Annotated in this window: 12 protein-coding genes; 9 read left to right on the forward strand and 3 right to left on the reverse strand. The window is 60.5% G+C overall.

Annotation, left to right across the window (positions count from 1 at the left end):
• Positions 1–4: 4 nt before the first annotated feature.
• A complete protein-coding gene (locus tag CRO46_RS13415; protein ID WP_097108311.1) occupies positions 5–1,441 on the reverse strand; it encodes a hypothetical protein in 1,437 nt (478 codons plus the stop codon).
• Positions 1,442–1,577: 136 nt separating this feature from the next.
• Here CRO46_RS13415 and CRO46_RS13420 point away from each other — a divergent pair, with 136 nt between their 5' ends.
• Complete coding sequence (locus CRO46_RS13420) at positions 1,578–2,699, forward strand: hypothetical protein (protein WP_097108312.1); 1,122 nt, start codon at positions 1,578–1,580, stop codon at positions 2,697–2,699.
• An 8-nt stretch (positions 2,700–2,707) separates the two neighbouring features.
• Here CRO46_RS13420 and CRO46_RS13425 read toward each other — a convergent pair whose 3' ends face one another.
• Positions 2,708–4,069 (reverse strand): DUF2793 domain-containing protein, encoded by a 1,362-nt coding sequence (locus CRO46_RS13425; RefSeq protein WP_097108313.1) that lies wholly within the window; start codon positions 4,067–4,069, stop codon positions 2,708–2,710.
• Positions 4,070–4,127: 58 nt separating this feature from the next.
• The gene (locus CRO46_RS13430) at positions 4,128–4,841 is read right to left on the reverse strand and encodes an acylneuraminate cytidylyltransferase family protein (protein ID WP_097108314.1); all 714 of its coding nucleotides are present in this window, start codon (positions 4,839–4,841) and stop codon (positions 4,128–4,130) included.
• A gap of 143 nt (positions 4,842–4,984) precedes the next feature.
• Here CRO46_RS13430 and CRO46_RS13435 point away from each other — a divergent pair, with 143 nt between their 5' ends.
• From CRO46_RS13435 to CRO46_RS13470, 8 genes are all read left to right on the forward strand, one after another.
• Entirely contained in the window at positions 4,985–5,947 is a 963-nt protein-coding gene (locus tag CRO46_RS13435) for a Gfo/Idh/MocA family protein (RefSeq protein WP_097108315.1), read from the forward strand.
• A 4-nt stretch (positions 5,948–5,951) separates the two neighbouring features.
• Entirely contained in the window at positions 5,952–7,136 is a 1,185-nt protein-coding gene (gene neuC, locus CRO46_RS13440; RefSeq protein ID WP_097108316.1) for a UDP-N-acetylglucosamine 2-epimerase, read from the forward strand.
• Positions 7,137–7,146: 10 nt separating this feature from the next.
• A complete protein-coding gene (locus tag CRO46_RS13445; RefSeq protein WP_097108317.1) occupies positions 7,147–7,845 on the forward strand; it encodes a NeuD/PglB/VioB family sugar acetyltransferase in 699 nt (232 codons plus the stop codon).
• Positions 7,846–8,874 (forward strand): N-acetylneuraminate synthase, encoded by a 1,029-nt coding sequence (gene neuB / locus CRO46_RS13450; RefSeq protein ID WP_097108318.1) that lies wholly within the window; start codon positions 7,846–7,848, stop codon positions 8,872–8,874.
• A 90-nt stretch (positions 8,875–8,964) separates the two neighbouring features.
• Positions 8,965–10,293, forward strand: a complete 1,329-nt coding sequence (locus CRO46_RS13455) for an N-acetyl sugar amidotransferase (protein WP_097108319.1) — start codon at positions 8,965–8,967, stop codon at positions 10,291–10,293.
• A 20-nt stretch (positions 10,294–10,313) separates the two neighbouring features.
• Positions 10,314–11,090, forward strand: a complete 777-nt coding sequence (hisF, locus tag CRO46_RS13460) for an imidazole glycerol phosphate synthase subunit HisF (RefSeq protein ID WP_097108320.1) — start codon at positions 10,314–10,316, stop codon at positions 11,088–11,090.
• Positions 11,087–11,737: an imidazole glycerol phosphate synthase subunit HisH gene (hisH, locus tag CRO46_RS13465; protein WP_097108321.1), complete on the forward strand. Its 651-nt coding sequence runs from the start codon at positions 11,087–11,089 to the stop codon at positions 11,735–11,737. Before hisF ends, hisH begins: the two co-directional genes overlap by 4 nt.
• Positions 11,738–11,833: 96 nt before the next feature.
• Positions 11,834–12,889, forward strand: coding sequence for a Gfo/Idh/MocA family protein (locus CRO46_RS13470; RefSeq protein WP_097108322.1), 1,056 nt, complete (start codon positions 11,834–11,836; stop codon positions 12,887–12,889).

Raw genomic sequence — 12,889 nt, forward strand, 5'->3', positions numbered from 1 at the left:
GCGTCTAGTCCTGTCTTTTCCTGAAGAGAGAAAGCACCCGCCGCGTCACACTCAGCGGCCTTCTGGCTTCCCTGTTCGCCTTTCTCAAATCCCCCAAGGTGCTCCAGATCCTCTCGAAGTTAAGCCCGTCCATCATGCCCCATTCGCTGCTGCAGTCGCTGACTTCCAGAGCCGCGCGATGATAGCTTTCCGGTGTGGCCAGTATGTCACCCAGTCGCTCAAGCGCCACGTCCAGTTTCGTGGTGGTGAATACCGCAGGAGCCGTGTCGTAGGTGGGTAGGTCGAACTGGTACAAATCATAATTCACGATTGGTTTCTTCGCCATCAATGCCCAGCGTGTTGTACTGGAGAAAACAGGAACAAAAACGTCCGTTCTCGCTATGAGGCGCAGAAGCCAGTCTTCCGAGACGTCGTCCGCCAGAACGGCAATCATTTGGCGGGTTGGCGCGTCCGCTGCCGGGTGCACGGAAACAGTGATATGGCCATGCGGGTGTGCAGCCTTGCAGCCTTTCAGCAAGCGCTCGAGTGTTTCCTTGTAGGTGGCAAACTCTGCCTTGCGCTCGCCGTGATAGCTGGGCGGAAGTGCGATGAGAATGCGTGGCTTTTCAGGATTGATGAGGCTCGCTGTCTCGTACGCCCGCTTTAGTGCTGGGTCCGAATTAATTTCATCATAGACGGTATCAGCATAACACGAACCGGTCATGATGCGCTTTGCCGTGGGGACATTCTCCCGCTTGTAGATACGCTCCATTGCGTCGGACTCGACAAAAAGCGCATCCGCCGGACCGCCATGGACGACCCAAGGTTCGGGCAGGTCCAGGCCTGCGGCGATCCGGGCCAGCACGAACTCGGCTGGGAACAGCGTGATCGAGCCGTAATCGGTCGGCAGGATCCATTTTGAAGCATACTGGCGCAGGGCTCTTCCAGTCTCGTCCTCGGGCACCAGGTTCAGTGTGTTCTCTTCAGCCCGGTTTTCGATATACATCTGATAGTCACGCATCTCGCCGATGCCGAAAGGCATCTCGACGACCAGGATACCCATATCCTTCGCTGTAGCTATCAGTGGGGCGCAGCCACCAGGCCCGTCCTCGCAGACGATAACGGTGTCGACCTTTTTCTCATTGAGCAGTTTCCGGCATGCTGCTTTCTGACGAAACAGGAGGTTGCAATAGGACTCGTTGAGCGGAATCTTCTCTTGAAAACGCGTGAAGTCCGAGTTTCGCCGTTCGTCGTCAAGCTCCGAATCCGCGACACCGTCGCTGAGTGCCGAAAGAACCTCCAGGTGGCTGGAGAGGCTTGAAGCTGCCGAACGAAGAGTGTCGTTGATCTCCTTGGCGTCGTTGAATGACAGGAAGAAACAAGGTTCCGTCTCCGGCATCCGGCGAGCGAATTCCTCGAAAATCCGGATCTGTGAGACGGAGTAGACGCAAAAAAGAATCATTAATTACTCATCACCAAAAACCAGCCGCACACTTGACTTAACAACTGAGCGGCTTTCCACTCCACTCCTTCAGAGATAGCAGGCCAGGGGCTTGGACCTCTACCCCTTCAGGCCTTTCCTCAGTGATAGTTATCGGATGCACAATCGAAAAACTATAATTTTCTCTGCCCGCGATGCGGCCGCCGCCCTTTATGCTGCACCGGTTATCGATGAAGCCTCCCGTGATGACCGCTTCCGGGTCGTTGTGGTGGCTCAGGAGCCGGCTTTGAATATTCTGGCGCGTCGCGGAATTGCTCCCATTGCGGTGGAACTGCCCGCTGCCAACGAACCGGCTGGTCCCGAGGCCGCGGCTCTCCTTGCGGAAGCCGGACGCATTGTGCGGGAGGTTGATCCCGATGTGATTGTCGCCGGTCTTTCCTCCCCCGGACAGGGCGGCATCGATGAAGCGCTGTTGCAGATGCGATCCTGCAAGGGTTTCCTGCTGCAGGATTTCTGGGGTGAGTGGAACGGATTCTTCGGCCGCAAGCCGGACCGTTTCCTGGTTCTGGACGAGGCAGCGGCAAAACTGACCAGAGCTGCGCATGATACCGACTGCGTTGTTGTGGGCTCAACAAGACACGCGGAATATGCAGGGCTCGACATCGCCGAAAGAAGGCATTCAGCCAGAAACCGTGTGGGATTGGCAGACCGGCCGGTCATCGGTTGGTTCGGGCAGGCGCTTCATCATTTGCCCGGCTATCGCGAATCGATTGCCCAGTGGTCGCAATCGGTCCGCGAATTTCCGGTGACGGTGGACGTGGTCTACAAGCCCCATCCCCGCGAGAGCGAAGCGCAGCGGCAGCAGACGCTCGAAATCATGCATTCCTGTCTGCCGCAGGTTCATTTCCTCGAGGCCTGGCCGATCGAGGATGCGCTGCTGCTGTGCGATTGCGTGTGTGCCGTGATGTCAAACTGTCTCTATGATGCGGCCTACCTGAATTTTCATTCGAGCAGCCCGCTGGTGACACCCGTGGCGATGCTTCATTCAAGTAAGTTGCATGGTGACCTCGCCTCAAGGATTTCCTTCGAGGTCCTGCCCTATGTGGCGCTGGGTCTTGCAAAGGTGGCGCTTCCGGGCACTGATCTGAGCACTCAGCTGTTTGCAGCGATAGGGCAAGAGGGCAAGCGGGACTGCTGGCGGGCTGCCCGGAGCAATCTGGCCGATCCCGGGTCTGCCACGTCCCGGATACTGGACCTGATTGGGTCTCCAGCAGGCTAGCAACTGGTTCAGAGTTCAGCTTCCAGGAGGTATTTTCCGCCAACCACGCCGGTTCCGCTGTTGTAGACGCCAAAGGTCGAACTGTTGTTGACCTCGGTCGATACGATTTGTGTGGTCCCCGTTTCCCCGTTTGAAACAACATTCCCCACCCGTGTCGCACTCGGCGTGTAGGCCATGGGCGGGGTGATGGGCAGGCTGTAGCTCTGGGTTCCGCTGCCGCTGCCGGTCGACAGGTTGAAGGTCAGGATGCGGTAGTAGCGCTGGCACAGGAACAGCTCCTCGCCCGCCCGGCGCGATCGCCAGCGGCTTGCCACCGGGGCCAGTTCCAGCTTGACCCGGGCAAAGCCGACGCTGCCCGCAACCGCCGACAGCGAAAGCGCGACATTGCCGCTGTCGCCGCCGCCAAGGGTCAGGCGCACCGCCTGCCGGCCGCTGCCTGCTGGAATGGTGCCGCTGGCGCTGCCCAGTTCGACGGCAATGTCGCCGGTCGGGTCATCCAGCGACACCACCACGGTTTCCCCGGCCAGCTCGGGGGCTTCGATCACCTGGCGTATCTTGCCCGAAGCAAGGGTGAGGGACCCGCCTGAAAGCGAAAGGCTACTCGCACCGACCGCCTTCCAGCGGTCGAAACCGAAATTACCGTCGGCTAGGGCGCCGCCAGCAAAGCCGCGCTGGTTGATTGAGAAATCTCCATTGATCAGATAATCGCCGCCCACCGCGCCCGACACCGCCGGGAAAGCCACCTGCCCGGACACCGTATCGACCACCATGGCGTCGTCAAAGTTGCTGCCGTCGGCGCTGTGGCGAAGATGGAGTGCGCTGTCCCCGGTCAGGCCGAATTCCGCGACGGCCGAAAACCCGGTCTGGAACAGCATCGAGGCGGTGTCGTTCGAGGAGCTCCGGTTGATCTTCAGACGGTGATCGCCCGTGTCGCCGGTAAACAGCGATGCCTCTGCGGCGACAGCGAAGCGCGTCGTCGTGTCGGCGACGGTGTTGATGCCAAGCAGTGCGGGCGTTGCGCCGCCACCGCCCTCGCCGAGGGGCTGCCAGCCGGTGCCGTTGCAGACAAGGGCGGCGGACTCGCTTTCCACGAAAGCCAGCCAGCCCGCGCGCGGCGTGCGAAACAGCCATTGCCCGTCGATATAGGTCGCTATCCGCCCGTCCTGCCCGGCAAACCCGCCACCGGCGCCGTCCGGGACGAGATAGGCGGACTGGTCTTCCGGATCGGGCGGCGGCGCAAGCTCCGTCCGGCTCTTCAGGCTTAGGTGGACGAGCGCATCAAGCGCCATCAGCGCTTCATTGTGGGTGACATGCTTCTGGGCCTGGGCGGCGGCCAGAAGCGGCAGCTCGAGCTTCGGTGTCGCGGTCATGGCAGTCTCCGGTTGGTTACCGGATCCAGTGTCCCATGCCCGGTGACACGGTGGATATTCAGCGGGTTTCCGGCCAGCCGAAATGATGATGTGCAACAAAGCCGGCGATGGCGAAATCAAGCGGCGTGTCGATGTCGAAATTGCACTCGTCGGCCATCAGCCAGAAACCTGTTTTGTCAGTCAGTGCAGGCATTTCGGCCAGGATCGGCTCCCGTCTCCAGGCATAGATCGAACCGTTGAGCTCATAGCAGCTCGGCAGGTCCTGCCGGCGTCCGTAACGCCCGTCCCGCGGCTTGGAAAGTTCCACACGCCCGTCCGCGGTTTCCTCCACCAGGGTGTAGTAGGGCGAGGCCTTCGCATGGCTGACCGAAACGACATTGTGAAGGTCCGGCCGCTCGCTCAGTGTCCGCGCCGCACCGGGAATGTCGCCCGGCATCCTGAGCGGTGATGTCGGTTGCAGGTCGAACAGCATTTCCATTTCCTGCCCGGCTTCCGCTTCCGCCATTGCCAGCGCATGACGCAGCACCGGCGGCTTGCTGATGGTATCGGTGGCAAGTTCAGCCGGTCGGTCGATCAGCAGGTTCGCGCCGGCGTCCCGCCCGATCCCGAGATAGCGGTCGCTGTCGCTGGTCACAGCAATGATGTCAAAGATTCCCGATTCCCGCGCCTGCTCGACGGTGTGGGCAAGCAGGGGCTTTCCGGCAAACATCTTGATGTTCTTGTCCGGCAGTCCCTTCGACCCTGCCCGGGCGGCCACAACGCACATCTTCATTTCGTATTCCTCTGGGCAAATGGAAGTCTTGCCCCTGTATGAACCGGCCAGGCGCGGAAGGCGAGGCCTTCGATTGACACGGGGGATAGGCTGCTTTAGGCGGACCTGTAGGATATATCCAGTCCAATTCCGAGAGTGTTGCCATGCAAAATCCGAGAATCTGTCGCGTCGCCTTCGTCGGCGCCGGTGGAATGATAGCCGAGCACGCCAAGGCGTTCCAAGGTCTCGAAGGCGTCGAGTTCGTGGCGATCTGCAACCGGACCAAGTCGAAGGCGCAGGACATCGCCTCAAGCCACGGCATTGATGCGGTCTACGACGACCTTGGTGAAATGCTGGATACGGCAAGACCGGATCTGGTGGTCATGGCTGTCTATGAACCTGCCATTCTGGAAGTCGCCAGCAAGATCCTCGAGCGGCCGGTTGCGCTGTTCATGGAGAAGCCGATAGGCCTCGATCTGGCGGAAGCGCGGTCTTTGCATGCACTCGTCAAGCAGAAGGGCCGGCAGGTCTGGGTTGGCCTCAACCGCCGGACGCTCGGCTCCACCCAGGCCGCCCTGTCCGATCTCGCCGAGAATGGTGGTGCGCGCTTCATCGAGGTGCAGGACCAGCAGAGCCTCGAGACGGCCCGTGTCATCGGTCACGCCGAATCGGTGGTCCAGAACTGGATGTACGCCAACTCGATCCACCTTGTTGACTATCTCGTGGCCTTTGGCCGCGGCGAAATCAGTGATGTGGAGGTCCTGCAGCCGTGGGATGCGGAAGACCCGGGCGTGGTGCTGGCGCATGTCCGCTTCTCCTCTGGCGACACCGGCATTTACCAGGGCATATGGAACGGGCCGGGGCCCTGGGCCTGCACGGTGTCAGCGCCGCACCGGCGCTGGGAAATGCGCCCGCTGGAAAAGGCGGTCTATCAGAATGCCGGCGAACGCAGTCTCAACGAGGTAGCAGCTTCACAAGCCGACCAGGGATACAAGCCCGGTTTCAGGCTTCAGGCGGAGCGGGTCGTGGGGGCCTGGCAAGGGCGGGACACCGGTGCCGCAACCATCGACGATGCGCTCAAGAGCACCGAGCTGGTCGCCCGTATCTACGGTATAGCCGATCGTTGAGGCCATGACCCGATCACGCATCTGCATCGCGACCGGAACCAGAGCGGACTACGGCCTTCTCTACTGGTTGATGCGTGATCTGAGCGATCACCCCCGGTTCGAGCTCAGCATCATCGCCTCCGCCATGCATCTGGCGCCGCAGTTCGGTGAAACCATTCGGTTCATCCGGCAGGACGGCTTCGAAATCGACGCGACCGTGCCCTGCCTGGACGGGGACGACAGCGACGCCGGCATGGGCCGCGCCTATGTCCGGGCGACCGAGGGCTTTCTGTCGGCGCTCGAGGGGATCAAGCCGGACTGTCTCATCCTGCTCGGAGACCGCTTCGAAGCATTGGCGGCGGCGACCGCGGCCACGTTTCTGCATATACCGGTCGGCCATATCCATGGCGGCGAAGTCACTCTGGGCGCCATCGATGAAGTTTTCCGGCACGCCATCACGAAAATGGCGCACCTGCATTTCACCGCAGCCGAGGAATACCGGCAGCGGGTGATCCAGATGGGCGAGGCGCCCGACCGGACCTTCAATGTGGGGACCGTCGGCCTGGACAATTTTCTCCGGCTGGATTTGCCGTCGAAGGCCGGTCTGATGGCTGACCTCGACCTTCCCGCAGACTCTGACTACGCGCTGGTCACCTACCATCCGGCCACAATGGAAAAAACCGGACCGTTGGCAGGGCTTGAAGCACTGCTTGAGGCATTGGAGACCTTTCCGGATCTCAAGCTGGTGATCACCAAGGCCAATGCCGATCCGGGCGGGCGGCGCATCAACGAGAGGCTGGAAAGCTATGAGGCACGGTGGCCGGACCGGGTACGGCTGGTTACATCCCTCGGTCAGGTGCGCTATCTTGCAGCGATGAAGGCGTCGACGATGGTGATCGGCAACTCCTCCTCGGGCATCATCGAAGCTCCAGCGGTTGATGTCCCCACGGTCAACATCGGAACACGCCAGGAGGGGCGGTTGCGCGCGCAGAGCATCATCGACGTCGCGGAAACCGCCGCGGACATCAAGGCCGGTATCGCCAGGGCGCTCGACCCGGCATTCCGCGACGGCCTGAAGGCGAAGACGCCTCCCTACGGCAGGCCCGGCAATGCGACAGGCCGCATCGTTTCGGTGCTCGAGAAGGCGCGGTTTGAAGGCCTGGGCAGAAAGCCGTTCAGCGATCTGCCCGGCATGATCCGGAAAGGGTAGCGGCCAGGCCATGGCAGGAACCCGCAAAAGCGCCGAGCCGTCTTCACCCGCAAGCGAAGGTTCCCAGCGGGGTCTTCTGATCGTTGGAGGCGGCGGTCATGGCAGGGTTGTCGCCGAGGCGGCGTTCCTGAGCGGCCGGTTTTCACGGTTGTTGGTCGTAGACCCACATGCGGCAACCGGGTGGACCTTCACCCTTTGCCCCTGCGTGGCAAAGGAAACCGATGTCGATGCGCGCCCGGCGGAGTGGCGGTTCATTGCCGCGGTCGGAGACCCTGCCCTGCGGCGGCGGCTCTTCAACCAGTTTCTGCAAAAGGGATTTGCCCCCGCAAACGTTCTGCATCCAGCCGCCGTCATAAGTCCCTCGGCGCTCATCGGCAGAGGGGTTGCGGTGTGCGCGGGAGCGGTGGTAGCCACTCTTGCCAGGGTCGGCGAAGGCGTGATCGTCAATCACAATGCAGTTGTCGAACACGACAGCGAGACGGCTGATTTCGCGCATCTTGCACCTGGGTCTGTCCTTGCGGGCGGCGCCAGGCTTGGAGAAGGGTCTTTCCTTGGTTCGAATGCGAGCATTCGGCACGGAAAGAGTGTCGGCTCCGGTATCGTCATCGGAAACGGCGCCGCGGTGGCGACTGACATATCCAAGCCGGGAATCTATGGCGGGACTCCTGCGCGACTGTTGAAAATGACCACACTGCCCAGGGAGGGCTGAATGAGCTCGAAGAGATGCTTTGTCATTGCCGAAATCGGAGTCAACCACAACGGCGATATGGAAATCGCCCGGCGGCTCATCGACGTTGCTGCGGATGCGGGCGCGGATGCCGCCAAGTTTCAGACGTTCCGCGCCGACGATCTGATCGTTGAGGGTACCCAGGCGGTTGCCTATCAGAAGAAGAATGATGCCGACCTGGACCAGTACAAGTTGCTGAAGTCTCTGGAACTGAGCTTAGAGGACCACGAAGAGCTTGTGGCCCATTGCGAGGCCCGCGGGATCGAGTTCATGTCGACCGGTTTTGACAAGGCCTCCCTGCGGCTGCTCCTCGATCTCGGGATCAAGCGGATCAAGATAGCCTCCGGTGAGATCACCAACACACCATTGGTCGAAGCCTCTGCGGAGGCATGCCTGCCGATCGTATTGTCAACGGGCATGGCCACTCTGGAGGAAGTCGCTGAATGCGTGCGCACGATCAGGGCCGTCTGGGACAGGCTCGATCACGAGGGTGACCTCGTGGTGCTGCATTGCACTTCGGCCTATCCAACGCCGCTTGAAGAGGTGAATCTGGCTGCGATGGGGACGATGGCCAGAGAGCTTGGCGAATCCGTTGGCTATTCCGATCACACCACCGGCATCCTGGTGGCGCCAATGGCGGTCGCGGCCGGTGCGCAGCTTATCGAGAAGCACATCACCCTTGATCGCACCATGGAAGGGCCCGACCATGCAGCCTCGCTGGAGCCGGATGAGCTCAAGGCCATGGTCGACGACATCCGCCGCGCCGAACTTATCCGTGGTGATGGGGTCAAGGCACCGCGGCCGGTCGAGATGGAGGCCCGGTCGCTGGTCAGGAAAGGCCTGAAATTCCTGCGCGACCTTCCGCAGGGTCACGTCGTCACCGCCGACGACCTCGTCCCGCTCAGACCGGAGACAGGCTTGCCGCCGGCCCGCCTCAAGGAACTGGTTGGCAAGTCGTTGACGCGGGACGTGGCGGCGTTCTCGCCTGTGGAAGAGGCGGATATCGCCTGAAGCTGCGAAGCTGCGGGCTTTGGCCTTGCGCTCACGCGTGATTGCGGTTAACCACCGGCAAACAAGATCAGACTGAAGGCAGGACGTTCCATGGGCTTTATCCACTCGGATCCACGCAAAGACAAACTTGATTTGGGCAAGTATGCGTCCAGTAAGGATGATCCGGAAACTTATTATGGCCTGCCCCAGAGCGTGGCCTTCTGCTCCAGGTGCGTGATCTCGAACCAGCGGCCCAACTCGACCGTCGAGCACAAGCACACCAAGGACAGCAAGAAGCAGACCATCAATTTCGACGCCGAAGGCGTTTGCGACGCCTGCCGCATGGCCGAGCGCAAGCACGGTGACATCGACTGGGAAGAGCGCCGCCGCGAGTTGCAGGTCCTGTGCGACAAGTTCCGCTCGCGCAATGGCCACTATGATTGCCTTGTCCCCGGGTCCGGCGGCAAGGACAGCTTCTACCAGTCGTGGATGCTGAAGTACGAATTCGGCATGAACCCGCTGACGGTGACATGGGCTCCGCACGTTTACACCGAATGGGGTTGGCGCAACTTCCAGCGCTGGATTCATTCCGGTTTCGACAACTACCTTCTGACCCCGAACGGCCGCGTCAAGCGCCTGATCACGCGGCTGGCCGTGGAAAACCTGTTCCATCCCTTCCAGCCGTTCATCTTCGGTCAGAAGTCCTATGCTCCCAAGATGGCAGCGCGCATGGACATCCCGCTTATCTTCTACGGTGAGAATGAAGCCGAGTACGGCAATCCGATCGCAGACAACACCTCTGCCAAGCGGGATTTCTCCTACTTCTCGAACTCTGCCGACAGCGAGATTTTCCTGGGCGGCACCTCCATCCAGTCGCTGCAGGATGACTACAAGGTGCGTCCGGTCGATCTCGATGTGTACCGCCCGTCCAATCCGGAAGAGCTCAACAAGAAGGGCATCGAGGTGCATTACCTCGGTTACTATCTGAAGTGGCACCCCCAGGCGGCTTACTATTTCGCTGTCGAGAACGGCGGATTTGAAGCGTCGCCGGAGCGTACCCCCGGCACTTATTCGAAGTACAATTCGATCGATGACCGCATCGACGATCTGCACTACTACACGACATTCATCAAGTTCGGTATTGGCCGCACCACCTACGATGCCGCCCAGGAAATCCGCTCGAACGACATCGAGCGCGAAGAGGGTGTGGCTCTTGTGCGTCGCTACGACGGCGAGTTCCCCGACCGTTTTGCCGACGAACTGATGGAATATCTCAGCCTGCCCGAGAAGGAATTCCCGGAAGCGTCAAAGCAGTTCGAAGCGCCGGTCATGGACCGCGACTATTTCGATGCCCTGGCCAATCGCTTCCGCTCGCCGCATCTCTGGGCCTACGAGAACGGCGAGTGGAAACTTCGCCGCCGTGTCTTCGACGAGAACTGATCGCGCAGTCAGGATTTACCATGAACATCCGTCTCATTGCCCGTCTTGACGTCAAGCTCCAGCACCTGATCAAGGGTGTTCAGATGGAAGGCTGGCGGAAAATGGGCAACCCTGCAGAGCGTGCGAAGCTGTATTACCAGCAGGGTGCTGACGAACTGCTGTACATGGATGTGGTCGCCAGTCTCTATGAGCGAAACAATCTCTCCGACATTGTTCGGGAGGTGGCTCAGGAGGCGTTTGTGCCGATCACTGTCGGTGGCGGAATCGGGGACCTCAAGTCCGTCAAGCAACTGCTTGACGTCGGTGCCGACAAGGTTGCGATCAACACCGCCGCAACCAAGCGGCCTGATATCCTGCGTGAAATCTCGGACACTTACGGGTCCCAGGCGACAGTACTTTCGATCGAAGCCAAGCGCTTGCCGCAAGGTGGGTGGGAGGCGATGACCGACAACGGACGCAATCACACCGAGCGTGATGTGATTGCATGGGCCGTGGAAGGCGCGCGCCTCGGTGCGGGCGAAATTTTCATCACCTCCATTGACCGTGACGGCACCATGAAAGGCATGGATCTCGATCTGATCGCTGCCGTGACCCGCGAAGTTGATATTCCGGTCATCGCCTCGGGCGGTGCCGCAGGCAGTGCGCATGTTGCTCAGGCCGTGGGAGCGGGTGCAACTGCGGTTTCCCTCGCCAAGGCGTTGCACACCGATGCGGTAACCTTCGGGGCTCTGCGCGATGATCTTGCCAAGGCGTCGATACCGGTGCGGGCTCACAAGTCGGAAATGGTGCAGGTATGAGTAAATCCATCGTTGTGGTCGATTATGGCATCGGCAATGTGTTCTCCGTTTGCAACGCCCTCAAGCAAGCTGGTTGTGAACCGAACCTGACCCGGAGCGCCTCCGATGTTCTGTCTGCCGACAAGGTCATACTGCCAGGCGTGGGCGCGTTCGGAAGGGCAATTGCCGCACTCCGCGACCTGGGTCTGGATGAAACGCTTCGCCGCTTTGTCGAAACCGAACGGCCGTTCCTTGGAATCTGCATTGGCATGCAGCTTTTGATGGACCAGTCGACCGAGTTCGGCGAGAACACCGGCCTGGGATTTATTCCCGGAATTGTTGACCGCATACCGGGCACCGGTACCGACGGCGCACCGCTGCGTGTCCCGCATATCAGTTGGGGCGAAGTCCGACCCGCAGAAAACGTTTCCGGCGAAGACTGGGCGGCGACGCCGGTGGCCAATGGCGGCGCGCATGATTCCTTTTACTTCGTCCATTCATTTCACTGCACCCCTTCTGATCCGGCACACCGCCTCGCGGTTGTCGACTATGGTGGCAACGCCATCACGGCGGCTGTCCGGCGTGACAACCTGATGGGCGTGCAATTCCATCCCGAACGCAGTGGGCCGGCGGGTCTGGGCTTTCTGGAGCGCTTCATAAACCTCTGAGCCCTTCAACCATTGCGCGCCTGTGGCAACCGTTTCCGTCACAGCGGAATGTGATAGGGCTTGGGACTTGGACCAAAACAGGCTGGATGGCGCACAATGCTTAACTTCGCCCTCGTGGGTTGCGGCCGGATCGCAAAACGGCATTCCGAACTTCTCGGTCACAATCAGATCGATGGCGCACGTCTTGTTGCTGTTTGCGACATCGTGGAAGCCAAGGCTGCGGCGATCGGCCGGCAGTTCGATGTTCCCGTGTTCACCGATATGCACGAAATGATGTCGGGCGGCGAGATCGACGTTGTTGTCGTTCTGACCGAAAGCGGCAACCACGCCAGGCATGTCATCGAGCTGGCAAAGTATGGCAAGGCGATCGTCGTGGAAAAACCGATGGCACTGACGCTCGAAGATGCCGATTCGATGATCGCGGCTTGCGAGGCCTCGGGCTCGCGCCTTTTCGTGGTCAAGCAGAACCGCTTCAACGTTCCGGTGGTCAAACTGCGCGAAGCTCTTGACGAAGGCCGTTTCGGCAACCTGATCATGGGAACGATACGGGTTCGCTGGTGCCGCGATCAGTCCTACTATGATCAGGACGCCTGGCGCGGAACCTGGGCCATGGACGGCGGTGTCTTGACCAACCAGGCGAGCCACCACATTGATCTTCTGGAATGGATGATGGGGGAGGTCGAGAGCGTTTTCGCCAAGAGCACCACGGCGCTGGTCGACATTGAGGCCGAAGATACGGCCGTCGTCCTGCTGAAGTTCAAGAATGGCGCGCTTGGTCTGATCGAAGCGACCACCGCCGCGCGTCCGAAGGATCTGGAAGGGTCGATCTCGCTGCTTGGCGCCACCGGCACCGTCGAGGTTGGCGGCTTTGCCGTCAACAAGCTCAAGACATGGAACTTTGCCGATGGCCGTCAGGAAGAAGACAGCTTCATGGAGAAATACTCGGTGAACCCGCCGAACGTCTACGGTTTCGGCCACCAGATGTATTACGAGCACGTCGTTGATTGCCTTGCCAACGGCGCATCCCAGACCGTCGATGGACGCGAAGGACGCAAGAGCATCCAGCTCATCAACGCGATCTATGAATCCGTTGAAACCGGCAAGGAGATCTTTCTGCCGGTCAAGCCTGTTCATTCCAGGCTCGGGAGGTAG

The organism is Parahoeflea halophila (genome assembly GCF_900220985.1).
Taxonomy (GTDB): domain Bacteria; phylum Pseudomonadota; class Alphaproteobacteria; order Rhizobiales; family Rhizobiaceae; genus Hoeflea; species Hoeflea halophila.